At 70.4% G+C, this 25,102-nt stretch carries 20 protein-coding genes and 1 pseudogene; 11 read left to right on the forward strand and 10 right to left on the reverse strand.

Annotation, left to right across the window (positions count from 1 at the left end; all coding sequences use genetic code 11):
- Positions 1-24: 24 nt before the first annotated feature.
- From WMF31_RS33345 to smpB, 5 genes and pseudogenes are all read right to left on the reverse strand, one after another.
- The gene (locus WMF31_RS33345; RefSeq protein WP_436605815.1) at positions 25-855 is read right to left on the reverse strand and encodes a MetQ/NlpA family ABC transporter substrate-binding protein; all 831 of its coding nucleotides are present in this window, start codon (positions 853-855) and stop codon (positions 25-27) included.
- Entirely contained in the window at positions 852-1,592 is a 741-nt protein-coding gene (locus WMF31_RS33350) for a methionine ABC transporter permease (RefSeq protein WP_436605816.1), read from the reverse strand. Before WMF31_RS33350 ends, WMF31_RS33345 begins: the two co-directional genes overlap by 4 nt.
- Positions 1,585-2,583, reverse strand: a complete 999-nt coding sequence (locus tag WMF31_RS33355; protein ID WP_436605817.1) for a methionine ABC transporter ATP-binding protein — start codon at positions 2,581-2,583, stop codon at positions 1,585-1,587. Before WMF31_RS33355 ends, WMF31_RS33350 begins: the two co-directional genes overlap by 8 nt.
- 144 nt (positions 2,584-2,727) lie before the next feature.
- A pseudogene (locus WMF31_RS33360) lies at positions 2,728-2,850 on the reverse strand (ABC transporter substrate-binding protein); the annotation flags it as partial.
- A gap of 146 nt (positions 2,851-2,996) precedes the next feature.
- The gene (gene smpB, locus WMF31_RS33365; RefSeq protein WP_129345146.1) at positions 2,997-3,518 is read right to left on the reverse strand and encodes an SsrA-binding protein SmpB; all 522 of its coding nucleotides are present in this window, start codon (positions 3,516-3,518) and stop codon (positions 2,997-2,999) included.
- Between the two features lie 509 nt (positions 3,519-4,027).
- On the opposite strand from smpB, the gene WMF31_RS33370 reads away from it, so the two are divergent.
- From WMF31_RS33370 to WMF31_RS33390, 5 genes are all read left to right on the forward strand, one after another.
- Complete coding sequence (locus WMF31_RS33370; RefSeq protein WP_436605818.1) at positions 4,028-5,401, forward strand: extracellular catalytic domain type 1 short-chain-length polyhydroxyalkanoate depolymerase; 1,374 nt, start codon at positions 4,028-4,030, stop codon at positions 5,399-5,401.
- A gap of 93 nt (positions 5,402-5,494) precedes the next feature.
- The gene (locus WMF31_RS33375) at positions 5,495-6,397 is read left to right on the forward strand and encodes a hypothetical protein (RefSeq protein ID WP_436605819.1); all 903 of its coding nucleotides are present in this window, start codon (positions 5,495-5,497) and stop codon (positions 6,395-6,397) included.
- Between the two features lie 74 nt (positions 6,398-6,471).
- Positions 6,472-7,155, forward strand: coding sequence for an RNA polymerase sigma factor (locus tag WMF31_RS33380; protein ID WP_129345140.1), 684 nt, complete (start codon positions 6,472-6,474; stop codon positions 7,153-7,155).
- Positions 7,152-8,372, forward strand: coding sequence for a FecR domain-containing protein (locus tag WMF31_RS33385; RefSeq protein WP_436605820.1), 1,221 nt, complete (start codon positions 7,152-7,154; stop codon positions 8,370-8,372). The genes WMF31_RS33380 and WMF31_RS33385 overlap by 4 nt, the downstream gene beginning before the upstream one ends.
- 134 nt (positions 8,373-8,506) lie before the next feature.
- The gene (locus WMF31_RS33390; RefSeq protein WP_436605821.1) at positions 8,507-9,619 is read left to right on the forward strand and encodes a hypothetical protein; all 1,113 of its coding nucleotides are present in this window, start codon (positions 8,507-8,509) and stop codon (positions 9,617-9,619) included.
- A 71-nt stretch (positions 9,620-9,690) separates the two neighbouring features.
- On the opposite strand, the gene WMF31_RS33395 is transcribed toward WMF31_RS33390, so the two are convergent.
- Positions 9,691-10,461: an SDR family oxidoreductase gene (locus WMF31_RS33395; protein ID WP_436605822.1), complete on the reverse strand. Its 771-nt coding sequence runs from the start codon at positions 10,459-10,461 to the stop codon at positions 9,691-9,693.
- A 138-nt stretch (positions 10,462-10,599) separates the two neighbouring features.
- On the opposite strand from WMF31_RS33395, the gene WMF31_RS33400 reads away from it, so the two are divergent.
- Positions 10,600-11,583: an AraC family transcriptional regulator gene (locus WMF31_RS33400; RefSeq protein ID WP_436605823.1), complete on the forward strand. Its 984-nt coding sequence runs from the start codon at positions 10,600-10,602 to the stop codon at positions 11,581-11,583.
- 164 nt (positions 11,584-11,747) lie between these two features.
- On the opposite strand, the gene WMF31_RS33405 is transcribed toward WMF31_RS33400, so the two are convergent.
- A complete protein-coding gene (locus WMF31_RS33405) occupies positions 11,748-12,332 on the reverse strand; it encodes a hypothetical protein (RefSeq protein WP_436605824.1) in 585 nt (194 codons plus the stop codon).
- A gap of 351 nt (positions 12,333-12,683) precedes the next feature.
- Here WMF31_RS33405 and WMF31_RS33410 point away from each other — a divergent pair, with 351 nt between their 5' ends.
- Positions 12,684-13,247, forward strand: a complete 564-nt coding sequence (locus WMF31_RS33410; protein WP_436605825.1) for a helix-turn-helix domain-containing protein — start codon at positions 12,684-12,686, stop codon at positions 13,245-13,247.
- A gap of 63 nt (positions 13,248-13,310) precedes the next feature.
- Here WMF31_RS33410 and WMF31_RS33415 read toward each other — a convergent pair whose 3' ends face one another.
- Both WMF31_RS33415 and WMF31_RS33420 read right to left on the reverse strand, forming a co-directional pair.
- A complete protein-coding gene (locus tag WMF31_RS33415) occupies positions 13,311-14,969 on the reverse strand; it encodes a glycoside hydrolase family 43 protein (protein WP_436605826.1) in 1,659 nt (552 codons plus the stop codon).
- Positions 14,970-15,503: 534 nt separating this feature from the next.
- The gene (locus WMF31_RS33420; protein WP_436606628.1) at positions 15,504-16,127 is read right to left on the reverse strand and encodes a serine hydrolase domain-containing protein; all 624 of its coding nucleotides are present in this window, start codon (positions 16,125-16,127) and stop codon (positions 15,504-15,506) included.
- Positions 16,128-17,062: 935 nt separating this feature from the next.
- On the opposite strand from WMF31_RS33420, the gene WMF31_RS33425 reads away from it, so the two are divergent.
- From WMF31_RS33425 to WMF31_RS33440, 4 genes are all read left to right on the forward strand, one after another.
- A complete protein-coding gene (locus WMF31_RS33425; protein WP_436605827.1) occupies positions 17,063-18,445 on the forward strand; it encodes a serine hydrolase domain-containing protein in 1,383 nt (460 codons plus the stop codon).
- A gap of 309 nt (positions 18,446-18,754) precedes the next feature.
- On the forward strand, positions 18,755-20,131 hold the full coding sequence (locus WMF31_RS33430) for a serine hydrolase domain-containing protein (protein ID WP_436605828.1): 1,377 nt from the start codon (positions 18,755-18,757) through the stop codon (positions 20,129-20,131).
- A 219-nt stretch (positions 20,132-20,350) separates the two neighbouring features.
- Complete coding sequence (locus WMF31_RS33435) at positions 20,351-21,481, forward strand: ISAs1 family transposase (protein ID WP_436601070.1); 1,131 nt, start codon at positions 20,351-20,353, stop codon at positions 21,479-21,481.
- A 408-nt stretch (positions 21,482-21,889) separates the two neighbouring features.
- Entirely contained in the window at positions 21,890-22,639 is a 750-nt protein-coding gene (locus tag WMF31_RS33440) for a S1 family peptidase (protein WP_436605829.1), read from the forward strand.
- A gap of 429 nt (positions 22,640-23,068) precedes the next feature.
- Here WMF31_RS33440 and WMF31_RS33445 read toward each other — a convergent pair whose 3' ends face one another.
- A complete protein-coding gene (locus WMF31_RS33445; protein WP_436605830.1) occupies positions 23,069-24,241 on the reverse strand; it encodes an alpha/beta hydrolase family esterase in 1,173 nt (390 codons plus the stop codon).
- Positions 24,242-25,102 lie beyond the last annotated feature (861 nt).

A 25,102-nucleotide genomic window follows, 5' to 3' on the forward strand; every position in this document is an offset into this window, starting at 1 on the left:
GTCGAGCCGGGCCCGGCCCCCGCTTCAGAACGCCGGCACCACCGCGCCGCCATAGCTCGACTCGATGAACCGCCGCACCTCGTCCGAGCGCAGCGCCTTGATCAGCGCCTGCAGCTCGGGCCGGCCCTCATCGCCCTTCCGCACGGCCAGCACGTTCGCGTACGGGTTGTCCGTCGCGGACTCGCGGGCGAGCATCTTCGCCTGAAGCTTCAGGTTCTTCTGGGCCTCGAGGAAGTAGTTGCCGTTGATGACGGCGGCGTCCACGTCCGCGAGCGTGCGCGGCTGCTGCTCGGCGTCGATCTCCCGCAGCGCGAGCTTGCGCGGGTTGTCGACCACGTCGCTCACCGTCGCGGCGATGCCCACGCCCTCGCGGAGGCGCAACAGCCCCTGCTGCGCGAGCAGCTGGAGCGCCCGGCTCGCGTTGGTCGGATCGGCCGGGAGGGTCACCTGCGCGGCCTCGGGCAGGTCCTCGAGGCGAGCATGCTTGGTGGAGTAAAGCGCCAACGGCTCGAGATGCACCGTCGCCGCGCTGGCCAGCGCGAGGCGACGGTCGGCGCTGAAGCGCTCCAGGTAGGGCACGTGCTGGAAGTAGTTGGCGTCCAGCTGGCCGTCCGAGAGCGCGATGTTCGGCTGGATGTAATCGGTGAACTCGACGATCTCGATCTTCACGCCCTCTCGCTCGGCCAGCGGGGCGGCCGCCCGCAGGATCTCCGCGTGAGGCACGGGGGTGGCCCCGACCTTCAACGTGCGGGGGGAGCCGGCGCCGGCGGGCTCGTCCGACCTCTTGCAGCCGGAGAGCAGCACCACCGCGGAGAGCAGGAGCGTGGACAGCACGATCACAAGGGTACGGTTCATGGTCGATCCTTCCATGGGCTCGCGCCCGACGGCGCGGGCGTGGCCCCCGGGAACGAGGTCGAGGGCGAGGGCTCGCGCCGGGAGCGCGTGCGGTCGAAGCGGGAGGCCAGCCTGTCGCCGAGCAGCTGGACGGCCTGCACGAGCAACAGCAGCGCCACGAGGCAGCCGAGCATGACATCGGTGCGAAAGCGCATGTAGCCGTACTTCACGGCCAGGTCCCCCAGCCCGCCGCCGCCCACGGCGCCCGCCATGGCGCTGTATCCGAGCAGGTTGATGATCATGAGGGCGGCGCCGCGGAGGAGCGAGGGCAGCGCCTCCGGGATGAGCACCCGGAGGATCACCTGCCGGTGGGTGGAGCCCATCGCCACCGCCGCCTCCACCAGCCCGGGGTCCACCTCGCGCAGGCTCTGCTCCACCACGCGTCCCATGAAGGGGATGGCCGCGACCACCAGCGGCACGATGGCGGCCGTGGTGCCGATGGTGGTGCCCACCAGCCACCGGGTGAGCGGGACGATGGCCACCATGAGAATGATGAACGGGATTGAGCGACCCACGTTGACCAGCGCGCCGAGCGACCGATGCAGCAGCGGGCGCTCCCAGAGCCCGCCCTGGTCGGTGATCACCAGCGCCACGCCCAGCGGGAGCCCCGCGAGCAGGACGAGGATCGCGGAGATGGACGTCATGTAGAGCGTCTCGAGGGTCGCGACCCACAGCGAGTGCAGCAGCGCGCTAGGCATCCGGCGAGGACTCCGGCGAGAGGCCCTGCTCGCGCAGGTAGCTCAGCGCTCGCTCCAGCGCCTCGGGGCTGCCGGTGAGCTCGACCAGCAGCCGGCCCACGGGGACCCCCGCCACCCGCTCCAGCGTGCCCTCCAGCAGGTGGGCGTCCACGCCGAAGCGGCGCGCCATCAGGGTGATCACCGGCTGGGCGGCGCGCTCGCCGGCGAGGGACAGCGTGACGCGTCGGCCGCCGGGGTGGCTCGGCCCGGCGCCCGCGGTGAACGGCGCATAGCACAGCTCGTGGAGCCGGGTGCCGGGGCGCGCGAGCAGGTCGACGACTCTCCCCTGCTCCACCATCCGGCCGTGCTCCAGCACGGCCGCCGCGTGGCAGATCTCCTTCAGCACGGCCATCTGATGGGTGATGAGCAGGATGGTCAATCCCAGCCGGCGGTTGATGTCCCGCAGGAGCCCGAGCACCGAGCGGGTCGTCTCCGGGTCGAGGGCGGACGTGGCCTCGTCGGACAGCAGCACGCGCGGCCGCGGCGCGAGCGCCCGGGCGATCCCCACCCGCTGCTTCTGGCCGCCGGAGAGCTGGGCCGGGTAAGCATGCGCCTTGTCCGCAAGGCCGATGAGCCAGAGCAGCTCCTCCACGCGCTCGCGGATCCGGTCGCGCGGCCACCCCGCGATGACGAGCGGATAGGCGATGTTCCCGGCCGCGGTCTGCGAGGAGAAGAGATTGAAGTGCTGGAAGATCATCCCGATGCCCTGCCGGGCCTGCCGGAGCTCCCGCGGGCCGAGCGCCAGCATGTCCTGGCCGTCCACCCGCACCTCGCCCCGGGTGGGCCGCTCCAGGAGGTTGACGCAGCGGATGAGGGTGGACTTGCCCGCGCCGCTATGGCCCAGCACCCCGAACACCTCCCCGGGCGCCACGCGCAGAGAGACGCCCTGCAGCGCCGTCACGTCGCGCTCGCCCTGCCTGTACACCTTGCTGATGTCCCGTAGCTCGATCACGGCCGCGCGAGACGGGCTACCAGCTTCATCCCATCCGGTCAACGCGGCGCAGCAGCGGAGGCGCGCGCATGGGATGGTTGCCTGCGGCGACGTGGACAGCGGCGCGCCCGGGGGCGCCTGGAGGAGCTCCGCCCCCGGCGCTCCCTATGGCGCGCCTTGCTCGTTCGCGTAGGGGTTGAGCTCATTCGTGTAGACGCGGTTCAGGGCGATCTCGCCCGGCTCGAGCTCGCCGCTCTTGACCATCCAATCGATCCAGATCTGAAATTCTGCCGTCCGGTTCCCCGCCCGCCTCTTTTCGCGGGGCCGTGCTCGACGATGACCAGCGCGTCGCGCGCGCGCGCGCTCGCGCGCGGCGCGGCGCGGCGCGGCGCGGCGTCGGACACACTGGGCCCGGGCGTCGAGGTCGAGCTCTTTCACGATCGCGGGCCGACGCGCGAGCTCTCGTGGCCGACGCGCCCGTACCATCGCTCTCCGTGCACCACCACGGCGCGCGCCTCGCGCTCGGCGTCTTGGGCCTTGATGGCCTCGCGCTTGTCGTAGCTCTTCTTCCCCCTCGCCAGCGCGATCTCGATCTTGGCGAAGCCGCTCTTGAAGTAGAGCCGGGTAGCGACGGCGGTCATCCCCTCGCGGGCGATCGAGTGGTCGATGCGCTGGATCTCGCGCCGGTGGAGCAGGAGCTTGCGCGCGCCCTTCGGCGCGTGGCCGAAGGCGGCCCCGGCCATCGCGGCGATGCTCACGCCGTGCAAGAACGCCTCGCCCCGCAGGACCGTGCAGAACGAGTCGGTCAGGTCGGCCTTGCCGTCGCGGAGCATCTTCACCTCGCTCCCCTTGAGGACGATCCCCGCCTCGAACCGGTCACCGAGATCGTAATCGAAGCCTGCGCGCTTGTTGCGCGCGATGAGGACCTCGCCCGGCCTGGCCTTCTCCTTCGGCACGGGGGGATCTTAGCACGACGCTCCGGTGCCCCCCCCGAGACCGCGGAGAGCTCGACCAGCGCGAGCTCCGTCCCCGCGGGGCAGCCCTGGTTCGAGGGCGGGCGCCGCTCCGCGCAGCCGGGAGAGCGGATCCCACGCGGGCCTCGCGCTCGCCGACGATCGCCGCGCGCCAGTTTGGGATTGACGCCGGCAATGTGAGCGCTCACATTTGGCGCTCCAGATATCCTTTTGCCTTGTCCTGGACAGGCCGCCATGCGCGCCGGGCCTGCGCCCTCCTGCGCGTTCACGTCGACGGTCGCGCCATGGCTCCAGACGAGGCGCGCGCAGGGGGAGGAGGAGCAGCCGTTGGGCTCGGCTGGGATGACATCAGGGCGCACTCCAAGCGCGGAACGTGCGGAACGTGCGGAACGTCTAGGATGTCAACCGAGGAGAGCCCCCATGTCGTCCAGTGTTGGCGCTGTGAGCTCCGGCCTGCGCACCAGGCTGACATCGATACAGGACCCTATCCGATGAACCGATTCCAAAGACACATCCTCGGGCTCGCATCGCTCTCGTTGGCGCTGCTCGCTGCGCCGCCTGCGCGCGGGGCATCGCTGCAAGAGGTCAATCAGAGTGAATGGGGGGCGGACGGCCTCCCCAGCTACGTCAACATGTACATTTACGTGCCTGACGAGCTGGCGACCAGGCCTCCCATCGTCGTCGCTCCCCATCATTGCCAGGGGAATGGCCCGGGGACGTTCAGGGAGATGTCGAGCCTGGTTTCCATCGCGGACACCAGCGGCTTCATCATGATCTTCCCGGAGGCCACCGGGCAGAACTGCTGGGACGCGGGATCGACGAGATCGCTCAACCACGGCGGCGGTGGCGACACGGGAGCCGTCGTCCAGATGGTGAAATATGCGCTCGCGAAGTACAACGGCGACGCGGGCCGCGTGTACTCGGTCGGCGGGTCCTCGGGCGGCATCATGACCGAGGCGCTGCTGGGTGTGTACCCCGACGTGTTCATGGCCGGCGTGTCGCTCATGGGCGTTCCGTGTGGCTGCTGGGCCGAGGGCTACAACGACGTCACCGGGACGGGGAGCACGGCCCAGTGGAGCGGGCCCTGTGGGGCCGGCGACGTCACGAAGACCGGGCAGCAGTGGGGAGACCTCGTTCGCTCGTACTATCCCGGTTACACCGGCCACCGCCCGCGCCTGCAGCATTGGCATGGCACCGCCGACACGATCCTCAGCTACAAGAACATGGCTGAAGACATCAAGGAGTGGACGAACGTCTTGGGTCTGAGCGAAACCCCGGATGGGACCGACACGCCAGAGCCCGGAACCACGCGCCAGTTCTGGAAGAGCTCTTGCGGCTACACGGTCTACGAGGCCTTTTCGATGGACGGCGTCGGGCACGCGGTGCCGTTCGATGGCCCCGCCGTCGCCGCCTATTTCGGCCTCGACAAGGCCGGTGGTCAGGATCCAGAGACGGCAGCTTGTCCCGGCGCCGTTCCCGGTGGCGGCGACGCCGGTGGCGTAGGTGGCGCGGCCGGCGCCGGTGGCGCGGCCGGAACCGGTGGCGCGGCCGGAACCGGTGGCGCGGCCGGAACCGGTGGCGCGGGCGGAACCGGTGGCGCGGCCGGAACCGGTGGCGCGGGCGGGGTTGTGGGAGATGGCTCGGGCGGCAGTGCAGGAAGCGGCGGCGCGATGGACACCGGGTCCGGGGGGGCGACCGGGCAGGACGTTGGCTCGGGCGCTGGCGACTCGACGGGAGGAGACAGCTCGAGCGCCGGCTGCAGCTGCGCCCTGGGCGACGACACGGGAAACGCAGGCGCCCAGGCGGGGCTCCTCCTCGCGGCACTGGGATTGGTGCTCGGCCGCACGAAGCGCCGCCGACACTGAGCGCCGAGGAAGACCCCCCGGCCCTCCTCGGCGCCGTGCCCTTGCCTTCGCCCTTCGCCGTCGGTAGCGTCGGCCCCGGGTAGAGCTCTCGTGGTGGCCCCGATCGTCGTCGACATCGCGTCGGGCCCCGCCGTGCACGGCGAGCTCCCGGCGCTCCTCATCGAGGCGTGCTCCCGCGCCGCCGGAGGCGGCGGGTGCGCGCTCGGCGGGCCGGAGCGTGCCGGGACCCCGCTCCGGGCGCTCGCCGTGGTCTGGCTGGACGGGCCGGACCATCGCCGCCTGCGGGTCGACGTCGCCTCGCTCGGCTCCCCCGAAGGCACGCTGTCGTCGCGCGAGCTCGAGTTCCGCGAGGAGGACCCGCTGCCCGACCGCTACCGCACCGCGGGGCTCCTGGTCGCGGCCCTGGCGTCGGAGCGCGCCGGCGCCCCGGCGCCGCCCGAGCCGAGCGGCGCCGAACCGGCCGCGGGCGCGGCGGCGCGGCCCCCGCTGGGCTGGCTCCTCGGCGCCGGCGGGCTCGCCGGCAGCGGGCTCGACGGCGGCCCCGCCCGCGCCGGCGGCTGGGTCATGGCCACGGCGCTCGACCGGCGCTCGGGGTTCTTCGGGACGCTGTCGGTGTCCTCTGCCACGACCCTGCGCGAGCCGGCGCCGGGGCTGTCGGTCCAGTGGCTCGCGCTCGGGGGCGGCGGCGGCATCGCCGCGCCCATCGCGCCGCTCGACGCGCTCGTGCGGGCGAGGCTCGAGGCCACGGTCGACTGGGTGATGGCCTCCCCGCGCGACCCGAAGAAACCGGAGGAGACCGGGCACGGGTGGGCCTTCGGGACGCGCACGGCGGTCGACCTCGTGTGGCCCGCCGAGAGCGGCGTGGCCCTCTTCGGCAGCGCCGAGGCGTTCGTGCGGATCCACGGGACCGACCTCCACGTACACCCGAAGCCCAAGGCGACGCTGCCCAGGGGCGGCTTCACGGGGATGCTGGGCGTGCAGCTACGCCTGCAGTAGGGCGGAGACGCGGCGGGCATCCCGGAAAATCCGCGGCTCAGCCTGGTTTCGGGCCGACCGGCTACTGCACGATCATGGGAACCGTCGAGCCACGACCAGCAATGCGCCGGCTCAGGCTCGTCTCCGCCCCGGACGCCGGGCAACCCGCGCCCGCCAGCGACGAGGAGCTCCTGCTCGCCTTCCAGCGGGGCGAGCGCGGGATCGGCCTGCGCCTGTACGAGCACCTGCTCCCGGTCGTGGACCGGACCCTGTACCGGATCCTGGGCTGCCGCGAGCAGGACCACGCCGACCTCGTGCAGGGCGCGTTCGAGCAGATCGTGAGCACGCTCACGAAGCGCCGCTTCGCGGGGGAGTGCAGCCTGGCGGGCTGGGCGTCCGTCATCGCCTGCCATGTCGGGCTGAGCGCGCTCCGCGCCCGCCGGCGCGAGCGCAAGGTCATCGATCGCACGCCGGGGCCGCCGGAGCACGACGCCGCGCCCGAGCCGCCCGCGCGGGGCGCCGACCCCGAGCGGGAGGTGAGCGCGCTGCGCGACCTCGAGGCCCTGCGCCGGCACCTCGCGGCGATGGACGGCGACCGCGCGATCGCGTTGCTGCTCCACGCAATGGGCTATTCTCTCAATGAAATCGCTGATTTGACCGGCGTCTCCGTGGCCGCGGCCCAGTCGCGGCTGTCGAGGGGGCGGCGGGAGCTGAAGGCGCGCTGTGAGCCCGACGCGGCGGCGCGACACGTCCCCGCTCGACGGGAGGAGCCACGATGAAGCAGGACGACGTTGACGCCACCCCGGAGCATCGCGCCGCGGCGCCCGGCGTGGAGGCCTCGCTGCGGGCCCTGGTCGAGCAGCCGGTGCCGCCGCTGCCCAGGGCCCAGGCGCGGTATCTGCAGCAGCGGATCGCCGGCCGCATCGACCAGCTCGCCGCCGAGGCGGCGGAGCGGCGCGCCCGCGCCGCCCGGCGGAGGCGCGTCGTCTTCGCCGCGGCCGCGCTCGCCGCCGCCCTGGCCGCGGCGGTCGCTGGCGTCCTGATCGTGTTCCGGGCGCAGCCCGCGTCGCCCGTCGCGGCGCAGGTGACGGCGCTCCAGGGCCCGGTCGAGATCGCGGCCGGGGGCGCGGCGCGCTCGGCGCCGTCGCTCGCCCTCGTGCCGCTCACGAGCGACGACGAGCTGCGGACCGGCGAGGGCGCCCGGGCGAAGGCGTCGCTCGCGACGGGCGCGACCGTCGAGGTCGGGCCCTCGACCCGCGTGCGGTTCGCGCCGGCGGACGCCGGGCGCGATCGCCTCGGCGACAGGATCACCCTCGATCAGGGCGTGATCTCCGTCGATGTGCCGCCGCTGCCGGCGGGCGTGACGCTGTCGGTGCGGACATTGGACGCCGTGGTCACGGTCCACGGGACGCGCTTCTCGGTCGAGCGGCGGCCCGGCGCCGCGGGAGAGCCGGCCGAGACGCGCGTGTCGGTCGAGGAAGGGCGGGTCGCCGTGCACCGCGGCGCGGTCGAGCGCTCCCTGAGCCCGGGCGAGACGTGGTCGTCCCGCGACGAGGAGCGCCGGGCGGATCGGGCCGCCGAGGGACGACCGGGCGAGGCGCCGGCGCCGCCGCCCGAGGCAGCGCAGGACAGCGCGAGCGCCGCCCACGAGGGCGCCGCGGGCGGCGCGGGGGAGCCGCGCGCGGCGCGCGATCCGCGCGAGGCCCCGGCGCGCCCCTCGCTCACGGCCGAGAACGAGCTGCTCCAGAGCGCGATGATGGCGCGGAGGCGGGGGCAGCCGAGGCGGGCGCTCGAGCGGCTCGACCTGCTCCTCGGCCGCTACCCGGGCTCGCCGCTCGCCGAGATCGCCCGCGTGGAGCGGCTGCGGGCGATCGCGATGCTCGGCGACGAGGAACGGACCGCGGCGGAGGCGCGCCGGTATCTCCGGGATTACCCGCAGGGCTTCGGGCGCGAGGAGGCCACGTCCGCCGCCCGCGCCGGCGGCGCGCGCCCGTGAGCGCCCGCTGAGAAATCCTGCCTGCTCCCGGCGCGTCCGGCGACTTTCACTTCATCGAGGAGATCATCGCGCCGGCGATCGGGTTCGCCGGCCGCGCTCCAGGCCTTGCTTTTCATCGAATTGGGAGGATCCCGATGCGTTCGTTCGCGTTAACAGGATGGTTCTGTGGTGGGCTGTTGTCTCTCGCGGTCGTCGGCTCGGCCTGCACCGGGTCGAGCACGGGGGACGCCAGCGGCAACGTGGTCTCCGGGGGAGACTGCGCCCCGTCGGACGAGGGGGGGAGCGCGCCCGCCCCGAGCTTCCCCGGGTCCGGCACCCTGGGCGCCGGCGATCCGATCACCGCGGACCTCGATCCGCTGTCGTGCGGCGCGAGCCGCCTGGGCGCCCCGGTGGACGGGACCGCCCAGGTCGAGTGCTATTACACGAACAGCGACCAGACCACCCCGATGGCCTTCGTCGAGCGGGTCGTCGAGATCGCCGAGAGCGAGGAGCTCGTGCACGTCCGGCTGACGCTCAACCCCGCGTTCGTCGACAACACGTACGGCGCCACGGCCGTCGGCTGGGGCGGCGATGCGCAGCCCGGCGGCGGGCCGAAGCCGAAGGGCCACAAGGGGCACACGTTCAAGGATCTCGTGGGCAGCGACAGGGCCCAGTTCCAGATGACGGACGGGCGGGGAGAGCTCGTGCTCGACTTCTTCGTCGATTACCTCTCTGCCGACGAGGCGAGGCCCTCCGGCTACGGATCGCTCGGCGTGCTCGGCGGAGACGGCAAGATGCTCCTCGGGGACGCGGACGCCGTGGTCGCGGCGACCACCTCGCTCGACCGCGATCTCAACGCGTGCGGGTACGGCGCGTACGTCGTCGACTCCCCGGAGACGGACGAGGCGTACACCCCCCATCCGGAGACCCCGGGCTGGGATTACCGCGTCGTCTACGATGTATGGGTGAGCGCCTCGGCGTTCGGCGCGGCGGGCTTCGGCGACGCGACCATCAGCTATGTGCACGCGTCTCCGAGCAAGTACCCGTCGGACACGGTCACCGTGACGCCGGGGCCGTGTCCTCCGACCACGTGCGAGGGTGAAGACCCGCCCGCCGGCGAGGGGGGCGGAGATCCGGGCGGGAGTTCGGGCGGAGGCGAGCAATGCACGCCGTCGGGTGGGGAGTGCACGGTCAACGCGGATTGCTGCTCGGACAGCGACGTGTGCTCGAGCGGCGTGTGCCAGCCGTTCGAGATCATCCCGCGGTGAACAGGCCGCGCCCCGCGCGGGCGCGGCCGCCTGGCCCGTGTCCGGCGCGGCCGGCAAGGAGGGCCTGACCGTCAGCGCGCCGTCTGTCCGCCGTCGACGCGGTAGTTCACGCCGGTCAGCCACTTCCCGCGATCCGACGCGAGGAGCGCGACGACCTCCGCGACGTCGTCGGGGGTGCCGACGCGTCCGAGCGGCACCTGCTGGACGAACGCATCGGGCGGCAAGCCCATCTCGTCGGTGAACCTCTTCCGCAGATCGTCGGAGTTCGGTGTCGCCACCGGCCCCGGCGTCACGACGTTCACGCGGACGCCGCTCGACGCGAGCTCCACGGCGAGCGCGCGCGAGTAGGTGTCGAGCGCCGCCTTCGCGGCGCAGTAATGCGCGAACGAGCCGGCCGGCATCGTCGCTGCCGTCGACGAGATGTTCACGATCGCGGCGGCCTTCGAGGCGCGGAGCGCCGGCAGGACCGCGTTCGTGAGGCGGACCGCGGAGAGGAGGTTGAGCGCGAGGGCGTCTTGCCACTCTTCGTCAGGGATCGTATCGGAGCCTCCCGTGGAAAACGCGCGCGACCCGCCCGCGTTGTTCACGAGGATGTCGAGGCCGCCGAGGGCCGCGAGCGCCTCTCGGGCGATCGCCATCACCCCTTCGCCCGTGCGGATGTCGCCGGAGACGAACGTCGCCGCCGCGGGGGTGACGTCGCTGCGCGAGCGCGCGGCGACCACGACCTTGGCGCCGGCATCGAGGAGGCGCTGCGCGATCGCCGCGCCGATGCCGCGCGAGCCTCCGGTGACGAGGGCGCGGCGACCGATGAGCTCCTTCGAGAGATCGAGCTTGCTGGACATGATGTTCCTTTCGTCGAGGAAGACGCGTCCTTCGTAAGGCGCGCGATCCGCACGAACCATGCGAGGTCGTCCGGGAAAGTTTCGAGATCGTCCGCCCGGCTTGGACACCGCGGCCCGCGCTCATTACGCTGTCGAGCGATGGATGCCCTGAGCGCGGTGCTCGCCCCGGTTCGCCTGCAGCGCACGCGCTGGGTCTCCACCGTCGGGCGCGCGCCGTGGGGCGTCGCCCTGCCGGTGGTCAAGAGCTGCATCCGGTTCCACTACGTGGTCCGCGGCAGCGCCTGGCTCGGCGTCGACAGGACGGACGAGCCGCGCGTCGCGCTCTCCGGCGGCGATCTCGCGGTGCTTCCGCTCGGCCACGCCCATGCGCTGCGCGACCATCCGCGGAGCCCCCTCCGGAGCTTCTCCGAGCTCGCGCGATGCGCCATCCGCCCGACCCATGACGTCATCCGCATCGACCTCGGCGCGCGAGGCCCCGAGACGACGTTCGTCACGGGCGCCTTCGTGCTCGACGATCCGCTCGCGACACCGATCCTCGCGGCGCTGCCGCCGCTCATCCGGATGACCCCCGACACGGAGCAGGCGGTGCCGTCGTTCCTCGAGAACATCCAGTTCATCACGCGCGAGATCGAGACGAACCGGCCCGGGTCCGAGATCGTCCTCCTCCGGATGGCGGACGTCCTGTTCATCCAGATCCTCCGCGCGTACCTCGCGCGCTTCCCCGAGGGCGGCGGCGGCTTCCTCGGCGCGCTCCGCGATCCGAGCACCGCCGCGGCGCTCGGCGCGATGCACCGGCGCGCCGAGGAGCCGTGGACGGTGGCCTCGCTCGCGAAGGAAGCGGGCGTCTCGCGCTCGGTCTTCGCGGCGCGCTTCACCGAGCTCGTCGGCGAGCCGCCGCTCGGCTACCTCACGCGGCTGCGCATGCAGAAGGCCGCGGTGCTCCTCCGCGAGGGCGCGCCGCTCGCGAAGGTCTCGCGCCTCACCGGCTACTCGTCCGAGGCCTCGTTCAGCCACGCGTTCCGGAAGTGGGCCGGCATGGCCCCCGGCGCGTGGCGGCGGCACCTCGAGTCGAGCGCTCGGAGCGCGGCCCCGGACGGAGGGCGTCGGGCCCTCCGTGCCTGAAGCCGAGCTCGCGCCGGCGCACCTTGGAGGTGCTCGGCGCGTGCCTTCGTCGGGTCATAGCACCCCGGACAGGTCGCCGCGCCGAGCCTCTCCTTCAAGGCGTTCCGTTCACGGTGCCGGATCTCTCACGCCCCGGATCGGCGTCGTGGGCGCGAGCTCCACGCTCAGTCCTCGCCTCGGGTGCGGTGGAGGAGGTACATCGCCGTCAGCCTCCCGAGCTGGCTCGCCGCGACCCGCGCGCGCCCTCCGCTCGATGGATTGTACAGCGAGGCAGGCGTCGTGGTCTCGAGCAAGACCTCATCGAGCACCCTCCCGGCCGGATCGGTGATCTGCACCGTCGCCTTGAGGACCGTGGCCATGTTGAAGACCCCCGTGAAGATGCCGGGCTCGTAGAACGTCACGTTGGAGCGGATGAAGAACGGCGCGTCGGCCGCGCTCGTCGCCATGACGACCATGACATCATCCGATGCTGCCTGTGCCATGAGGGCCTCCGTGAACTGCTCGTTGATCGCCGCCTTGTCCTCCTGCCAGCTCAGGCGCTGCTCGTCGTCCTTCTCCGCCATCCAGTCGGCCTCGGTGACGTCGCCGACCTCGAGGGCATGGAACGTCACCGGGACGGCCCCGAAACGCCCCTTGCCGTAGAACGGATTCGGCACCGCCTGACGAGAGGTCTTCCAGGGATGCCCGCACGCGACGAGCAGAGGGGCCAGGCAGAGCATCAGGATCCACAGCGCATGTCGACGGTGCACGGAGAGCCTCCTTTTCGAGCCGTAGCGGCGCGCGGGCACAAGGCGCTGCGATCCTAGATAGCCGTTCCTGATTCGGCAACGGTCGCCCCGGGCCTGGGGGAGCGCAGGCCCCGTGAGCGACGATCCCGGGACGAGCTCGGGGGACAACGTACGAGTCACCCTGGCGGCCCGTGATCCCTCGCCCAGGCTTCGCCTGTCGCACTCGGCTCATCTCCATCTTGACAGGTGAACAGTACTGCGCAAAAGTTCGCCTGGGTAGGCCTGCGCTCACCCGCCCTTCGAAGAGAGGAGATGACAATGCCCATCATCGGACGACAATGCACTCGCGACGGCAGGACGGTCTGCCTTCGGATGAGTCAGGCCGGTCTGCCGGTAAATCACGAGGGGCCCGGGCTCACGCTCGTTTACGGATGGTCGAGCGAGGAGCGCCGCGCGCAGGGGCTCCCGGCTTCGATCCAGGGCATCGAGCTCCGCACGGACTCGGGCAAGCTCCTCGCGTTCAACTATTGCCCGTTTTGCGGCGAGCAGCTCGTGGGGAGCGCGACGAGCGTCCGAGCGGCCGTGGCGCGACGCGACGCGTCGGAAGGCGCCCGCGCCGAGGTGCCGCCGGTGGGGGTCGAGCGCGCGCAGCGGGGCGTGCGTGCGGTCGAGGTCGTGCCGCCTCGCGCTCCGAGCGCACCGACGCGCGAGGAAGCGGCGACGGGCGCGACGTCGCTGAAGGTGCTTCGCGAGAAGCTCGGGCTCTCGCAGGCCGAGCTTGGCGGAAAGCTCGGCCTCGCGCGCAGCTCGGTCGCCAACTACGAAAACGGACGGTCGCCTCTCTCGCAGCGGCTCCGCAAGTGGATCGCGAAGCACGAGGCGAAGCTCTCCGAAGGGAGAAACGGCGCGGCCCGCCGCGGGAGCGCGGCCGCGTAGGGGGTCGCCGGGCCCAGACGCGCGCTGCCACGCCCTCGGGATCAGCAACCGGAGCGCGAGCGCCTACCGGCGCCGCCGCCGAAGGACGAGCGCAGAAGCGACCAGCCAGAGCGCGGCGGCGCGTCCGCCGCCCCCAGCGCTCGCGCCCGTCCGGCAAGCGCACGAGTCGCCTGGGTCGGTGCCGGCCGCGTCGTCCACGCCGGAGGCTCCGGCGCTGCCGCCGCTGCCCGAGCCGGCGGTGCCGGTCGTTCCGCCGGCGCCTCCGGTGGCCGAGCCGCCGCTCCCCGAGGCCGTGCCCCCGGCGCCGGCGCTGCCACCGCTGCCGCCCGTTCCCTGGCCCGAGCCGCCGGCACCGCCGGTCCCTGGCTCGGTGGTACCGCCTCCGCCGCCTCCGCCGCCTCCATCGCCCCCGTCATCCGGCATGGTGGGTCCGGTAAACCGCCACCAGTTGAACTTGAAGAGGTCGCCGTTGCCACCGACGAACTTCAGGAACAGGTCGTGTTTCCCGCTGCCCCCGCTGACCTCACAGGTCTTGGTGGTCCAGGACGACGCGCCCGAGACGTCACACGTCCCGAGCAGCGTGCCGTTCTGACTGTCGAGGCGGAGCTCGATCTTCGCGTCGCTGGCTGCGGACGATACCCGAGCCTCGAAGGAGGTCACGCCGTCCAGGAAATCGACGTTCTTCACCTTGATGTAGTCGCCATTGCTGATGGACGTGACGTTCATGCCGCCGCCGGTGTCGGTGCACACCTCGGTCTTGAGCCCGGACGAGAAGGCGATGGTCTCGGCCTCGACTTGCGTGAACGGATCCAGCGTGTCGATCGCGGACGGTCCCTCCGTGGTCATCGTGAGCTTCGGAATGCTGCCGTCGGCGCCGTACGTGAACTCCTCCACGCAGACCGAGCGCTTGAAGTCACCGCCGCCCGGCAACGCGCTGTTGTGATAGAAGAAATACGAGTGCCCCTTGTAGTCGACGATGCCGGCGTGATTGGTGTAGGTTCGGCCAGCGTCCATGATGTCGCCGCGGATGGTCCAGGGCCCGGTCGGGCTGTTGCTGGTCGCGTAGCTGATCTTCTCGGTCCCGGCGATGGCGGCGTAGACGAGGTAGTACAGCGACCCTCGCTTGTAGAGCCACGGCCCCTCGGTGAAGCCGTTCAATGGCACGTTGGTGATGCTCCCCGACGTGCTGATCATGTCCGAGTTCAGCCTCACGTACCGGAGGGTGCCATTCCCCCAGTACATGTAGGCCTGACCATCGTCGTCGATGAACACCGTCGGGTCGATGTTGCCGGATCCGGTCGCGGCCAGCTCCCTTCCCAGCGGGTCCATGAACGGGCCTGCCACATTGTCCGAGACGCCCACGCCGATCCTCGCGCCGGTGGCGTTGTTCAGCGGCACGTAGAGATAGTACTTGCCGTTCCTGGCGATCCCCTGCGGCGCCCACGCATCGCCGGTTCCCCAGCTGAACGTCCTGTAGCTCGCCACCGAGCCGTGGTCCGTCCAGTTGACCATGTCCGTGGTGGAGTACAACATCCAGTCGTTCATGGTGTAGAAGTTGTTCACCGACACGTCCTCGTCGTGGGACGTGTAGAGGTACAACCTGCCTTCGTGCACCATGGGAGCGGGGTCGGCCGTGTAGGAGGTCTGCACGATCGGGTTGTCCGCCCGAGCGGGGGACGGAATCGCGGCGACGATGGCCAGCGCCATCGCCGACAGGGTCATTCTTCTTGCTCGGTACCACGTTGTGTTCAGGCGCACGTTGAAACCTCTCGCGAGCGGAATTACCGGCGCCCCGCACCCCTGGTGCTGACTCGACGGAGGCGCCATCAGATGGGAGGATTGCCCGCGCAAAGGCGCGCAGGACGACCCCCCAGGGCAAAGCACAAGGATACCCCCCCTCGATATGTGAACGATCACATTTCTGGTGTCAACCCCAATCGACCGGCCCGAGCGGGTCCTCGATCCCGAAGGGAGGACAGCGCTGGCGGGCTCCTCCGGAGCGCCGCGTCACCGGGGGGGCGGACGCCGGACCGCGGTGATCGCCGGCCCGATGCGCTCGATGCCGACCTGCGCACGGACGGCTGGCGCGCGACGCCGCAGGCGGCCGGCGCCCTGGGGTTCGCCTCTCGTGCGCGGCGACTCGAGCGCGCTCCGGCCACGAGCTCGCCCCATCATCCGTCGAGCCAACCGCTCGACCCTCGGCGCGCTGCTACGGGCCTCACCGGGGCGGCCGCGCCTCCCGCGCCGGGCCCACGCTCAATCGGCGCACATGAGCTGATCGATGATCTCGAAGGTATCGATGATCGTGACGTACGAGGCCACGGGGTCGTCGGTCGACGTCGACAGCGACATCACGATGACGCGAGAGCCGTCATCGCTCGCGGCGTTCCGGGTCGAGTACCCGAGCGTGTCTCCGGCGTGGCTCCAGTACCCTCCACCGCAGCTGGTCGGGATCCACATGACGCCGAGGCCATAATCGGTGCCGGGGGCGATCGGGTCGAAGGCAGGCGCCGGGACCGTCTCGTGGAGCTCCGCCATCTGCTCCGGCTCGAGCAGCGATCCTTCAGTCAGCGCCCGCCAGAACTTCGCGAGGTCCGCGGTGGTCGTGACGAGGGAGCCGGCGGCGCCGGCCATGGTATGGTTCGCGATCGTGACGTCGATGAGCGGCCCGTCGGCCTCGTACTGCTGGTATGCCACGGCGTGCGGGGCAGGCAGCTCAGGCTCATCGCCGGGCTCGAACGTGTGGTCGAGGCCGAGCGGATCGAGGATGCGCGCCTCGACCTCCTCGCTCCAGTGATTTCCGGTGACACGCTCGATGATCATGCCGGCGAGCACGTAGTTCGTGTTGGAGTGTTCAACGGTTCTTACGATTTCGTCGATGTCGCACCATCGAGCAGGTGTATGGCGCGCCGCGGACCGCTACGGGTGCCTGCGGCGACTTGCAATGCAAGCCGGCCAATCTGCGGGGCTCCCGCTGCACACCGGCCGCCCCGAGGCGTCGCCGCGGCGCGCCGAGCAGCTCGCGTGTCAATGGCAGACGCGCGCAGCGCCGCATCGCCCGGACGAGCGGGCGCGACAAGCGAGCGCTCCCCGAACGCCACGGTCAACGTCACCCTGGACAGCGCGGTCGACGCCCCGCCGGGGACAGCGCGGTCGACGCCCCGCCGGGGGCGCCGCTCGTACCGTCAGGCCGGCCGAGGCCCGGGTCGGCGCTCCAGGCCGCGCCGGAGACCACGACCGGCCAGGCGCCCGCCGTGCTGGCCAGTCCCTCGCGGCAGCGGGCCGTTCTCCCTGGAGGGGTCGTGCAGCGCGTCGACGCGGAGCCCGGCGGCGCCGATGGGACTGCGTGAGCCGTCCGGCAAATCCGTGCTCCGGGGCCGTGGCTCGGCGGCCGAGCCCGCACAGGGCGAGCGGGTCGCGGACACCATGAAAATTATTTGAAGGGTCGCTCCCTTTGCCGGCATGAAGTCCCGTGAGCTGCCCGGAGCCGGGCGGCGAGCGGCTCCTCGTCGGCCTCCTCCGTGGTCGCGCGGGGTCGTGTCGCGCCGGCTCGTCCAGGCGCGGCGGCGCTGCGCGCGTCTGCCATTCACGCGCGAGCAGCCCGGATCTCGGCGGTCGAGGGCGCCGCCAAGGACTCCCCCCGGCGAAGGTGGCGTGTTGAAGAGAAGCTCGCATCTCGGCATGAACGATCCTCACGCGTCCGGGAACGGACCTCCGAAACCGAGCGGTGCTCTCCAGCCGACGTGACGATGCCTGCCCACGCGAGCCGCGGGCCCGCGTCTCCGAGGAAGCCCGCACACGACCAGGGGCCGAACATGAAATCTACACACCATCGCTCCATTTCTCCGAGAACACCGGCCGCCGGCGCAGCAGCGACGAGCTTGCGACGCGTGTCCTCGATGGTCCTCGTCTCGGCGCTGCTCGGGTCCTCGGGCCTGCTCGCAGGCTGCTCCGACGGCGGCGGGGCGCCGGCGAACACCGACGCCGGCAGCGGCGCGGGGGGCGGGGGCGCCGAGAGCGGCGCGGGCGGAGACGAGAGCGGCGGTGGCGGCGAAGACGCCGGCAGCGGGGGTGAAGGAGGCAGCCCGTCGCGCGAGTGCACCGGTGATTCCACGGCCCACGCCAACACCGACCCCGACGATCCCCTGCAGCAGGGCGCCGATCGTCTGGTGAGCGACGACAAGTTCCCCGCCGTTCTGGTGGCCGTCCGCGATCTCGACGAGCGCACGCGTCACTACACCGCGGGGGTCGCCGACCTGGAGACGCAGGCGAAGGTGCCTGTCGACGGGCAGGTGCGCATCGGGAGCAACACCAAGCCCTTCACCGCCGTGGTCGTCCTGCAGCTCGTCGGCGAGGGCAAGGTCGACCTCGACGCGCCGATCGAGACGTACCTGCCGGGCCTGGTCCGCGGCGAGGGCATCGACGGCCGCGAGATCACGGTGCGGCAGCTGCTGCAGCACACCAGCGGGCTCCCCGACTTCGTCGGGCTGCTCCTGGGCGACGACCTCTTCGAGGCCATTCACACCTACGTCCAGCCCCGCGCTCTGGTCGACCTGGCGCTGACGCAGCCGGGGAAGGCCCCTGGCAGCGAATGGGCGTACAGCAACGCCAACTACATCCTCGCGGGCTTGCTCATCGAGAAGGTCACCGGCCGCCCGTTGAGCGAGGAGATCACGACCCGGATCATCGAGCGCATCGGGCTGCGCCACACCTACGTGCCCGACGTCGGCGAGCAGGGCATCCGGGGGTGCCATCCCAGGGGTTATCACGCGTCGCTCGGCGAGCCGCTGCGCGACGTCACCGAGCTGGACCCGGCCATCGCAGGGGCCTCCGGAGACATGATCTCCACCCCGGGCGACATGAACCGTTTCTTCACCGCCCTGCTCGACGGCGAGCTCCTCGAGCCGGCGCAGCTCGAGGAGATGCGCGCCACCGTCGACGCGTCCAGCATGTGGCCCGGCTACCGGTACGGGCTCGGCCTGAGCAGCACCCCGCTGAGCTGCGGCGGCCTCGTCTGGGGCCACGGCGGCGACATCTTCGGCTACGAGACCAGCGGCGGCGTCACCGAGGACGGCCGCGCCGTCACCGTCGCCGTCACCGCGCTGCCCTCCGCCCTGCCCGGCGTGCAGACCATCGAGGATGCAAAAGCCGCCTACGAGAACGTCCTCGCCCTCGTCGACGCCGCCCTGTGCGAGTGAGCCGCGGTCGCGCCCTCGCGCCGGTGGTCACGACAGCCGTGCTGGCATGAGCCGGATGCGATGTCTCGAAGAAAATCGTCTCGAGTCATGAACGAACCTCACGAGTCCGGGAACAGAGATACGAACAGGAGCGGAGCTCTCCAATCGACGCCAAATGCCCTTCGGCGCGAGCCGGCGGCGCGCGCCGGTGAGCCCAGGGCGCCCGCACACGACCAGGAGCCGATCATGAAATCTCTACACCACGGTGTCACTCGTCCGAGAACGCGCATTGCCGGCGCAGCCACGACGCGCTCGCGAAGCGTCCTTTCGATGGTCCTTGCCTCGGCGCTGCTCGGATCCTCGGCCCTGCTCGCGGGCTGCCTCGACAACGACGAGGCGCCGGCGAACACGGAGGCCAGCAGCGGCGGCGCTGGCGGCAGCGGCGGCGAAGACGCCGGCGGCGGCGAGGCTGACACCGGCGATGGCGGCAGCGGCAGCGACGGCGAAGACGCCGGCGGCGGCGAGGCTGGCGGCGGCGATGGCGGCAGCGGCGGCGACGGCGGCAGCGGCAGCGGCGGCGAAGACGCCGGCGGCGACAACCCGTGGGGCGAGTGCGCCGACGATCCCACGGGCGGCGGCAACACCGACCCGGACGACCCCGTGCAGCAGGGCGTGGATCGCCTGGCGAGCGACGGCAAGTACCCCGCCGTCCTGGTCGCCGTCCGTGAGGCCGACGGGGAGGTCCGGCACTACGCCGCCGGCGCCCGCGACCTGGAGACCCAGGCGAAGGTGAGCGTCGACGGGAGGGTGCGCTTCGGAAGCAACAGCAAGACCTTCACCGCCGTGGTCGTTCTGCAGCTCGTCGGCGAGGGCAAGGTCGACCTCGACGCGCCGGTCGAGACGTACCTGCCGGGCCTGGTCCGCGGCGAGGGCATCGACGGCCGCGAGATCACGGTGCGGCAGCTGCTGCAGCACACGAGCGGGCTGCCCGACTATGACGATGTGCTCCTGAAGGACGGCTTCTTCCCGGTCCAGCACACCTACCTGGATCCGTACACGCTGCTCGACATGGGGCTGTCGCAGCCGGGGAAGGCCCCCGGCAGCGAATGGGCGTACAGCAACACCAACTACGTCCTCGCCGGCCTGATCATCGAGAAGGTCACCGGCCGCCCGCTGAACGAGGAAATCACGACCCGGGTCATCGAGCGCATCGGGCTGAAGAGCACCTATCTCCCCGGCGTCGGCGACCAGAGCATCAAGGGGTGCCCTATCAAGGGTTATCACACGGACACGGTCGGTGGGGAGCTGCAGGACGTCACCGAGCTGGACCCGTCCTTTGGATGGGCCGCCGGACAGGTGATCGGCACCCCGAGCGACCTCAACCGCTTCTATGCGGCCCTCTTCGGCGGCGAGCTCCTCGAGCCGGCGCAGCTCGACGAGCTGCGCACCACCGTCGACGCCGCCGGCATGTTGCCCGACACCCGGTACGGGCTCGGCGTGTTCAGCACGCCGCTCCGCTGCGGCGGCGTCCGCTGGGGCCACGGCGGCGACATCCCCGGCTACCATACCCGCGGCGGTATCACCGAGGACGGCCGCTCCGTCACCGTCGTCGTCACGGTGCTGCCGTACTTCCTTCACGGCGAAGAGGGCGCCGAGAAGGCCTACCTCGACGTCCTCGACCTCGTCGACACCGCCCTGTGCGAGTGAGGCCCCGGGGGCGATCTCGCGCCTCTCCGGCGGCGGGAACCGCGCCGACCGCGCCGCGACACCTGTGACGATGTCGTCGCCGCGCTCGCGGCGTCGGCCCGCTGCGCAGGGCGGGCGCATCAAAACTAACATAAAAACAATGACTTAAACTCGCTCGTGGCCGGCTGGTCGGGGCTGGCGGCCGAACACAGCGACATGTCGTGTGGCAGATCTCGGGGCATGGCACCGTTCATCGAGCACTTCGCATCGCTGCCCGACCCGCGCGTCGTCGGGCGATCTGACCACAAACTGCTGGACATCATTGCCATCGCTATCCTCGGCACGATCTGCGGGGCGGAGGGCTGGGACGACTTCGCCGACTTCGGTGAGTGCAAGCATGGCTGGCTGAAGACGTTTCTGGACCTGCCGGCAGGCATCCCGAGCGCTGATACGTTCCGTCGGGTCCTGAGCGCGCTCGACCCCGAGGCGTTCAGCGCTTGCTTCGTGGCCTGGATGCAGGCGCTGGTCGGCTCGCCCGACGGTAAGCTGGTGGCGATCGATGGCAAGACGGCTCGCCGATCGTTCGACCGTGCCGCCGAGCGCTCGCCGCTGCACCTGGTCAGCGCCTGGGTTCAGCAGAACAGCCTGACGCTCGGTCAGGTGGCGACCGACCCCGAGTCGAACGAGATCACGGCCATCCCGAAACTGCTCGGCATGCTGAATCTTCGAGGTGCCACGGTGACCATCGACGCCATGGGAACCCAGAAGGAAATTGCCCAGGGAATTGTCGACAGGGGAGCCGCCTATCTGCTCGCTCTCAAAGCGAATCAGACCAAGCTCTATGAGCAAGTCGCTCAGATCTTCTCCGAGGCCGGCACCGGCTTCTTTTCGCTTGTAAAGCACACGGTGCACGAGACGGTCGAAGAGGGACACGGGAGGCGTGAGCGGCGGCGCGTCTGGACCACGACGGACCTGAGCCGGATCACGGAGGCACCGAAGTGGCCGGGCCTGCGGAGCATCACGATGGTCGAACGGGAACGCCAGGCCGGCCCCGGCGGTGAGCTCACGTCCGAGAGGCACTATTTCATCAGCTCGAGCGCACGCACTGGAGCCAAAGCGATGGCATCGTTGATTCGTGCGCACTGGTCGATCGAAAATCGATGCCATTGGGTGCTCGATGTCGCATTCCGCGAGGATGAAAGCCGCGTTCGAGCCGGGCAGGAGAACATCGGGCTGCTGCGCAAGATTGCTCTCAATCTCCTGAAGCAAGACCAGACCACCAAGCGTGGGATTGCCGCAAAACGAAAGAAAGCTGGATGGAACCACGACTACCTGCTGCGCGTCCTCTCCGGAACCATTCCTCCAGGTTAGACGCGCCCGCCCTGGCCCGCTGCGCTTCGGCGCGGCCCTCGAGGCGTCCTCCGACCCCCCTCTTGACGGGCTGCTCGGCGGAGCAGCCATTTCTGGAGTGGCTCGGCGAGCCGGGGTCATTGAATTCTTCCGCTCGATTCGGTCGACGTGATGCGCGCACGAGGAAACGATCCCGATCCATGCGATTCGAGCGAAGGACGATCGAGGTCGCCGGCATCCACCAGGTGACGATCGAGTGGCGGCGCAGGAACCAGCCGAACCTCGAGAACCGAGGCCAACGGGGTTGCCGGACGAGCGCCATTTTCCGGTCCTCGGGGAGCTCTCGGGACAGCTCGCGATCACTCCTCTGCCCCGCTCACCCAGCTCAACAACCAGGAGAATCTTATCATGAAAAGAGGCATTGTTCTCGTGGCAGCAGCGATCCTTTCAGCGTGCACGGGAGGGGTGGACGACCTCCCCCTGACCGAGACGGACGTCGCGTCCGGGGCCATCATCGGAGGCACCATCGACGAGGGCGATCCGGCCGTGGCGATGCTGAGGATAAGCCCGGCAGGCGAGGGCACCTTGGACCGGTGCACCGCGTCGCTCATCGCTCCGCAGGTGCTCCTGACTGCAGCCCACTGCGTGACGCCGGACAAGATCAAGGGCGGGACGGTGACGGCCTTCTTCGGCACCGACGCCAATGGCGAGGAGGGGACGTGGGTGAACGTGGTGGAGACCCACTACGACCCCGAGTACGACCACGCGAACCAATGGGCGGGGCACGACGTCGCGGTGGCCATTCTCGAGGTGCCCGTCGCCATCCAGCCGCTGCCGTACAACCGAGCGCCGATGACCGAGGACATGGTCGGCGATCCAGTCCGGCTGATCGGCTTCGGCGACGATCATGAGATCTGGGGGTTTGGCGACGTCAAGCACCACGTCTCCACCATCGTCAACACCGTCACCCCGACCCTGCTCGGACTCGGCGACGAGGACCACCACACGTGCCAGGGAGACTCGGGCGGGCCTGCGCTGATGGACGTGAACGGCGTCCCCACGATCGTCGGCGTGACGTCGTTCGGAGGACGTCAGCCCCCCAGCGTCTGCACCGATGGCTGGGATTCGCGGGTCGACATCTCCCTCGACTTCATCGACCAGTTCGTCATCGCGCCCTAGCGCGAGGGCGTCGGCGCCCAGGTGGCGCCCTCAGCCGATACTCGAGCCCGCGGCGCTGCCGCAGTCCCGCTGCCGACTACACTGTAGCGAAGACATCTGCCTTGCCAGGGCGCAGCTCGACGGGCGCCCCCGCGATCCGCGGCTTCACGTCCGGGCCCTGAAACGGTGGGCCTTAATGTGCCCACGGCACGCCGATGCGCCCCGTAGCGCGCTCGGCGCCGCCCGAACCACGCGCTTTCGACCCAGGACCGAGCCATCACGACGCTCGCGGTCCCACCCTCTTCGCGCTGCCGCGCTGCACTTCCTCTCGCTGCGATCCGGCTTGATTTGCCTACGCGCTTGGAGGCGGCCCCTGTTCCCCTGCAGGCGAGACGCCCCGAGCGCGGCGCCACGCGCGGGCGAGGGTCCCGTCCGCGCCGGGGACGTCGGTCAGAACTGCTTGAAGAATTTCCACGATTCGATGGGAATCCAATTCGGATTGCCGTCGATGTTCGTGTGCCCGCCGCCGAAGGTGCACACCCGCGTCGGATGTTCCGGATCGCAATCCTGGAAATCGTAGCAGCTGTACGCGCCGTTTGAAGTCGGGATTTCGTCCGGAATCGTGCAGCCGTTGTCCTCGGCTTTTTCGAGGGCGATGAACTTGGCCCCTCTCTTTTGAGCTTCGTTGTTCACCCAGGGGCAAGTCCCGTCGCTCATGCCCGTCGTGTGCATCCAGGCAATGGGCTTACGTGTCTTTTCAGGCAACCAGATGTTGTAGTTGGCCGGGGCGATGCCCACGGCCGCGCGGATCTCCGCTTGATGGTTCGTCGACAGCGAATAGGTGATCATCCCTCCGAAACTGAAGCCGGTCGCGAACACGCGGGTCGTGTCGTAGCAGACATTCTCATTCATGAACGCCATGATGTCGTCGAACAGCGCGTGGTCCTTCTCTTGCCACGTTGCACCGTCCGAGGAGGGGGCCACGAAAATGGCTTGCTCTCCGTCGGCCTCCAACTGCGGTTTGAGAAAGTAGAAGTCTTGCCCCTCGACGTCTTGCCAGCGGCTGCCGATCCAATGTGAGGTGTAGAACAGCCGGTAGGGCTTGTTCATGTCGTAGTTGCGGGGCATATCGACGTAGTACACGCGATTTTGGCCCGAGCTGGAGATCGTATACTCCTTGGTCGTCAACGTGGTTGCCTTGCCGCACCCCGCGCTCGGCACAGGCGCGTTCCCCATGGGAATGGCTCCTTCGGGCCAGCCACCCATGCCAGCACCGCCGCTGCCGGTCGGCTCAGCCCCGCCACTCCCGCCGCTGTCGCCACCGCCGGTCCCAGCCACGGTGGTGCCGCCAGCGGTCGCAACGCCGCTGCCGCTCGCGCTGCCGCCAGAGGTCGCAACGCCGCTGCCGCTCGCGCTGCCGCCAGAGGTCGCAACGCCGCTGCCGCTCGCGCTGCCGCCAGAGGTCGCAACGCCGCTGCCGCTCGCGCTGCTAGCGGAGCCGGTCGCCGTCGCTCCGCCCCCTCCGTCGTCGTTCGAGTCGGACTCGGCGGGGGCGCACGAAATCGCGACCCAACTCGCAAGGGTGACACGAAAGGCGAGTCGGCTGAACGTTTGATCTTGCATCACAGGTCTCCTACGTACCGGAATCAGGTGAAGAGGAAACAAAACGATTCGAGCGTATCAAGGGCGGCTCGCCACACTCACCTGCGACGACCGAGCGAGCAGGATCGGTGTAAAAATCGACCGAATGGATCAGATCGACGAAGAGCTCGGTACTCAGGAGGACCCGAGCAAACCGAAACAAAGGAATGGCCCTCGACTGGAATGTGAACGCTCACATTGTCGGTGTCAATTACAATCGACCGGCCCGCGGGTATCTTCGGACCCGAGGGAGGACATGGCTGGCAGGGCTCCTTCGGAGCGCCGCGTTAAGAGGGGTTGGGCGCCGGACCGCGGCCATCGCCGGACTGCCCGACCACAATCGTACTGCCAGCGTGTCATGTTGCCGCGGCCGATGCGGAAACCGTGCCGCCATGGTCACTGGGCCCCGGAACATCGTCCGCTTCCTCTCCGCGCTCGGCGAGCCGACCGATGTTCCAGCACGCTTTCCCAGCGTCCACGCGGCGACCACCGTACTGGAAAAGCACCGTTGTGCGCCGCAAGGCGCTCGGTGACGCCGTAGAGCGTCTCGCGACGCGCCTCCCGGGCCAGACCCAGCCCGGGCGGACACGTGTGCCCACGGCACGCCGATGCGCCCCGTAGCGCGCTCGGCGCCGCCCGGACCACGCTCGTTCGACCCAGGACCGAGCCATCACGACGCTCGCGGTCCCACCCTTTCGGTTTGCTGCGCTGCACTTCCTCGCGCTGCGCTCCGGCTTGGGAAGAGGACGCGGCGCTCCTACGGCGCTCATCGAGGCGCTCCGCTTCAATCCTTCAAGGCGCTCTACGACGACAGCCGCACGTCGGCGAGCAGCGAACGAGCTG

This window comes from Sorangium sp. So ce1036, assembly GCF_051369805.1.
Lineage (GTDB): Bacteria > Myxococcota_A > Polyangia > Polyangiales > Polyangiaceae > Sorangium > Sorangium cellulosum_F.

Bases quoted from the DNA above. Each gene is read 5' to 3' on its own strand.
- WMF31_RS33345 (WP_436605815.1), bottom strand. From the start codon at position 855: ATGAACCGTACCCTTGTGATCGTGCTGTCCACGCTCCTGCTCTCCGCG.
- WMF31_RS33350 (WP_436605816.1), bottom strand. From the start codon at position 1,592: ATGCCTAGCGCGCTGCTGCACTCGCTGTGGGTCGCGACCCTCGAGACG.
- WMF31_RS33370 (WP_436605818.1), top strand. From the start codon at position 4,028: ATGAACCGATTCCAAAGACACATCCTCGGGCTCGCATCGCTCTCGTTG.
- WMF31_RS33380 (WP_129345140.1), top strand. From the start codon at position 6,472: ATGGGAACCGTCGAGCCACGACCAGCAATGCGCCGGCTCAGGCTCGTC.
- WMF31_RS33385 (WP_436605820.1), top strand. From the start codon at position 7,152: ATGAAGCAGGACGACGTTGACGCCACCCCGGAGCATCGCGCCGCGGCG.
- WMF31_RS33390 (WP_436605821.1), top strand. From the start codon at position 8,507: ATGCGTTCGTTCGCGTTAACAGGATGGTTCTGTGGTGGGCTGTTGTCT.
- WMF31_RS33395 (WP_436605822.1), bottom strand. From the start codon at position 10,461: ATGTCCAGCAAGCTCGATCTCTCGAAGGAGCTCATCGGTCGCCGCGCC.
- WMF31_RS33400 (WP_436605823.1), top strand. From the start codon at position 10,600: ATGGATGCCCTGAGCGCGGTGCTCGCCCCGGTTCGCCTGCAGCGCACG.
- WMF31_RS33410 (WP_436605825.1), top strand. From the start codon at position 12,684: ATGAGTCAGGCCGGTCTGCCGGTAAATCACGAGGGGCCCGGGCTCACG.
- WMF31_RS33415 (WP_436605826.1), bottom strand. From the start codon at position 14,969: ATGACCCTGTCGGCGATGGCGCTGGCCATCGTCGCCGCGATTCCGTCC.
- WMF31_RS33425 (WP_436605827.1), top strand. From the start codon at position 17,063: ATGAAATCTACACACCATCGCTCCATTTCTCCGAGAACACCGGCCGCC.
- WMF31_RS33430 (WP_436605828.1), top strand. From the start codon at position 18,755: ATGGTCCTTGCCTCGGCGCTGCTCGGATCCTCGGCCCTGCTCGCGGGC.
- WMF31_RS33435 (WP_436601070.1), top strand. From the start codon at position 20,351: ATGGCACCGTTCATCGAGCACTTCGCATCGCTGCCCGACCCGCGCGTC.
- WMF31_RS33445 (WP_436605830.1), bottom strand. From the start codon at position 24,241: ATGCAAGATCAAACGTTCAGCCGACTCGCCTTTCGTGTCACCCTTGCG.